This window comes from Synechococcus sp., from assembly GCF_982614295.1.
The window spans coordinates 1-4707 of record NZ_CEXBMR010000061.1; the positions used below are offsets into that span (position 1 = coordinate 1).

Annotated in this window: 4 protein-coding genes; 1 reads left to right on the forward strand and 3 read right to left on the reverse strand. The window is 49.2% G+C overall.

The genetic code is table 11. The annotated features are described in order from the left end of the window. Window positions 1–1079: glycine--tRNA ligase subunit beta (glyS, locus tag AC2JC8_RS09140; RefSeq protein WP_484594580.1), on the reverse strand; the 1079-nt coding region annotated here is incomplete at its 3' end. Window positions 1080–1187: 108 nt separating this feature from the next. Between glyS and AC2JC8_RS09145 the strand changes: the two genes are divergently transcribed. Further along, window positions 1188–2942: an NADPH-dependent assimilatory sulfite reductase hemoprotein subunit gene (locus AC2JC8_RS09145; RefSeq protein ID WP_484594581.1), complete on the forward strand. Its 1755-nt coding sequence runs from the start codon at window positions 1188–1190 to the stop codon at window positions 2940–2942. Here the strand turns inward: AC2JC8_RS09145 and AC2JC8_RS09150 are convergent. Both AC2JC8_RS09150 and AC2JC8_RS09155 read right to left on the reverse strand, forming a co-directional pair. After that, a complete protein-coding gene (locus AC2JC8_RS09150; RefSeq protein ID WP_484594582.1) occupies window positions 2918–3589 on the reverse strand; it encodes a M15 family metallopeptidase in 672 nt (223 codons plus the stop codon). The two genes, AC2JC8_RS09145 and AC2JC8_RS09150, sit on opposite strands and share 25 nt — an antisense overlap. Beyond that, on the reverse strand, window positions 3586–4707 hold a 1122-nt coding region (locus AC2JC8_RS09155), incomplete at its 5' end, for an ATP-dependent DNA helicase RecG (protein WP_484594583.1). The genes AC2JC8_RS09155 and AC2JC8_RS09150, both read right to left, overlap by 4 nt.

The following is a 4707-nucleotide window of genomic DNA, read 5'->3' on the forward strand; positions in this document are numbered from 1 at the left end:
GCAAAGCTTACCCGTGAAAGCTGGGAACGACGTTCCTCACATGTAATTGCTTGATCTGCCAACAGAAAAAACTTTGCATCTGCCAATCGTGCTTCTAACACTCTTTCATTGCCGCGCTGCACCTGCTCAACAGCTTCGGGTAATGAATTTGTGATGCAAAGAAATTTTGGTAATAGATATTCGCGCGCACTAAGTGATAAGGGGTCTACAACTGTGCTCCTTGCATAAAGAGGAACGTAACGCTGATGAACTCGCATTACAGTGCATAGCACCTCTGCCGGTAAATCCAAATAATGATTTGGCACAGTACCCATTATCATTAATGGGGCTTCAACTAAATCTATTAGTTCTTCAAATAATTCCTTGGGAAGGTCTGGCTTTGCTTCAAGCTTTGTAGCAGCTATATTTATACTCTCGCCAATAATTTTAGCTCTTTCGTCTCTATCAACAATTACGCCTTCGGCTCTTACTTGATCACTATATAACAAGCTACTTGTAATTTTTACTTCTTCTCGGGCTAAGCGGTGGCCACGGCTAAAGCAGCTGCTCACAATCGTTGGGTCGGTATTTGAAAGTTTCACTTCAAGCAACTCAGAGTCCAGCATTGCAACCAACCAGCGCAGGGGCCTTGAAAAGCGCTCCTCCCCGTTCCCCCAACGCATAAATCTTCTTCCCTGCAACGCATTGATCCAGGTGGGAATCGCCTTAGTGAGCACATCAACGCAAGAACTGCCTGCCTCCACCACAGTTGCAAATACAAAAGGTCCCTTTGCTGTTTCCCTTATTTCGAGGCTCTCAACTGACACTCCACAACGGCGGGCAAAACCAAGGGCTGCCTCCGTTGGTTTCCCAGCGCTGAAGGCCAGGCTGCCTGGTGGCCCCTTTCGCTCATTGCTCTGTGGCTTTCCTTGCAATTGGAGTTCTTCAACCAAAACCGCGAGGCGTCTTGGAGTGCTTGTGCAGTGCAGCTTGCCAAAATCCAAACGATGCAGCTGTAATTCCGCCTCAACCAACTGCTGTAACTGAGGTATGGCGAGTCGAGCGAAATCGGCCGGGAGTTCCTCGGTTCCGATTTCCAACAGGAATGTGGGCAACTTCTTTTGGTTTCTTCTTCAACTTTATGAATCCATCGGGCTGGATTGTTTATGGTCGTTGTTAAGACGTTGATCTGGAGCCTGAGCCAGCCTGTGACTATTGCGCCAACTCCTTTGGCTTCTAAAGAACCCAGCAAATTTGAGCAGTTAAAGGCAAACAGCCAGCACCTGCGAGAGCCCCTTGCAAGCGAACTAGAAAACGATTTGCCCTTCTTCACTGATGGGGCCGTGCAAATCTTGAAGTTTCATGGTTCCTACCAGCAAGACAATCGTGATAACCGCCTCAAGGGGCAAGCTAAGGATTGGGGAATGATGTTGCGCTTGCGCAGCCCAGGGGGCAGGGTGCCCGCTCAACTTTTCCTTGCTCTTGATCAACTAGCCAATCAATACGGCAATGGCAGCATGCGTGTTACCACCCGGCAGGCTTTTCAGCTCCACGGCATTGCAAAGCAAGATCTCCGCACTGTGCTCGCATCAATAGTTAGGAATCTGGGTTCAACCCTTGCTGCCTGTGGCGATATCAATCGCAACGTGATGGCTCCAGCCGCCCCATATGAGGGCCTTGGCTATCCAGTGGCTCGCCGATTAGCAGACGATATTGCTGATCTATTGGCACCAAAAGCAGCTGCAGGGGCCTACTTAGAACTTTGGGTAGATGGAGAAAAGCGCTACAAAATTCGTCCGTCAATCGCCTGCAGCAAGGTGCGTAAGCGTCAGCTCGAGGGCAAGCTCAACAGTGGTGATCCAGAAGAGCCCCTCTACGGCTCCACCTACATGCCCCGCAAATTCAAGGTGGGTGTAACGGTGCCTGGAGACAATTCAATCGATTTGTTAACCCAGGATCTTGGCCTTGTTGCGTTTACTGATTTGGCTGGGAAATTGAGAGGTTGCAATGTTTACGTGGGCGGTGGGATGGGCCGTACTCACAACAAGGAGGAAACTTTTGCCCGTTCAGCTGATTGTCTCGGTTATGTAAAAGGAACCGATGTACTCGATCTTGTGCAGGCCGTGGTGGCTTTGCAACGCGACAACGGCGATCGCGAACAACGCCGCCATGGCCGCATGAAATACCTGATTCATGATCGGGGCATCGCCTGGTTCCGCAACGAACTTGAGCGTTATTTTCCTGATGGCATTACCACAGCTTTAAAAGAGCCAAAGCCTGTGCTAGAGGATTATTTGGGTTGGCACCAACAGGGCGACGGCCGTTGGTTTGTTGGTCTTCCCTTGCTTTGTGGCCGGTTAGATGGGGAACGCAAAGTTGGCTTAAGTAAACTTGTGGAGCGTTATCTTCCCGAAATACGGCTTACTGCTAATCAAGATATTTTGCTTTGCAACATCGCCCGTAACCAGCGTCAGGAAGTAGCAGAAGCCCTTGCTGAAATCGGCTGGACAAATCCAGCGGAAACAAGCCTCCTTTCCCGTCATGCGATCGCCTGCCCTGCGCTGCCAACCTGCGGACTTGCCATAACTGAATCAGAAAGAATTCTGCCCTCAGTAATTGAAAGACTTGAAAAATTGCTTGAGGCGGAAGAAATTACAACACCTATTCTGCTTCGTATGACGGGTTGCCCAAATGGCTGCGCTCGTCCTTATATGGCTGAGCTGGCTTTAGTTGGAAGTGGTGTTGATCAATATCAACTCTGGTTGGGGGGCAATCCAGGCCTCACGCGCTTGGCGCAGCCGATCCTCGAAAAACTTCCATTAATGGATCTTGAAAACACCATTAAACCTTTGTTGCAACATTGGCGCGATAACGGGAAGAAACAAAGTTTTGGTGACTATTGCAATCAACTAGAGAAAAAGCAGCTAAGGGATCTACTTCAATCGCAGGGTGCTGTTCCATAACGCGCTGATCTAATTCCACAGCGCCAGGCCCACATTTGATCTCCGTAGCTGAAGTGCCACCATTCATGGGGATGCTGGCTAAAACCAACCATTGCCATCGCCTTGGCTAGGTGGTTTCTATGAAACTGCCAAATTTCTTGCTCTGAGCCCGCTAACGCGTTTGCAAAGTGCTCCGGTTTTGCTATTTCGCCGCAAGCATCAATTTCTCCACCCATGGCTAGGCGTACCCCATTGTTTCCCACTAAACAAAGATCAACCGCTGCGCCAGTGCTGTGGGGAGGCGGTGTAAGGGGATTTGTGCTGGGTGGAGCCCATAACGCTTCCACGGCCGCAGCAGTGGCCCCTGGCTGGGCGAGGCTCCAATCCACCATGTACTGCTGCACAGCAATTGGCCTCCAGGCATCAAATACAAGGATCCCACATTTGAGTGGACCTTGTTGCAAAATCAACTGAGCTTTAAGAAGCCGCAGCAGCACTGCTTGGCGTAGTCGAAATGGGTCAATTCCCTCAGGATATGGAGCCCCTAAAACTGCATACGGGTGGGGCTGCCAGCGAGCTAAGCAGGTTGGAAGGCTAACTAGAGGCTCTCCACAATCATGAATGCTTAGTGAATTCCAGGGTCGTTGCATATTAAATAAAAAATTCAATTTAGGCGGGCAGCATTTGCTAACTTTTGTTTTTGTAAGGCAAGATCCTCAGCCAACTGGCGATGTTCTATCAATTCAGGATCTGCTGCCAATATCGCTTGGGCTACATCGCGAGCCTCTTCAAGGATACTGCCATCGTCGCTAAGACTTGCAAGGGCAAGATCAGGTAGGCCTGATTGCTGAGTGCCCAAAACCTGTCCTGGACCCCGCAACCTAAGGTCTACCTCAGCAATTTCGAAACCATCCGAGCTACGCGCTAAAACATCAAGCCTTTGCTTTGCTATCGCAGAACTGCTGTTATTAATTAGAAGGCAATGGGATGGGGAAGCTCCTCTTCCCACTCTGCCCCTTAGTTGATGCATTTGGGCAAGGCCAAAGCGTTCTGCATGTTCGATAACCATTACCGTGGCATTTGGAACATCAACGCCAACCTCTACAACTGTTGTGGAAATTAGAACTTGAGTGACACCACGGGAAAATGCTTCGATGGCTGCTTGTTTATCAGAGCTGCTAAGGCGACCATGTAGCAAGCCAAGGCTTAAATCTGGGAACACCTCATATGCCAATCGTTGATGTTCCTCAACAGCAGAACGAAGTTCTATTTTTTCTGATTCATCAACCAGAGGTAAAACTACATAAGCCTGATGACCAGCAGCCACCTCAGTTCTAATTAATTCCTCCGCAATCCACCGCTCCTGATTACTAAGTACTTGCGTTTTAATTGGTAAACGCCCTGGAGGAAGAGCATCTATCTGGCTTACATCTAAATCGCCATGCACACTTAGTGCAAGGGTTCGGGGAATTGGCGTTGCCGTCATGGTGAGCAGATGGGGTTGAAGCCCTTTATTCAGCAATCGATTGCGTTGCGCAACACCAAAACGGTGCTGCTCATCTACAACTACTAAGCCTAAACTTACAAAATTAACTGGATCTTCAATAAGCGCGTGAGTGCCCACTAAAAATTGCAACTGTCCATTAGCAAGATCCTGTAACAACGTCCTGCGACGAGGGGCTGGGGTGGAGCCAGTAAGCAGATCAACGGTAACATTTAAATGAGGCATCCAACTACACAACTTCTCATAATGTTGTTGCGCTAAAACTTCAGTAGGGGCCATCAA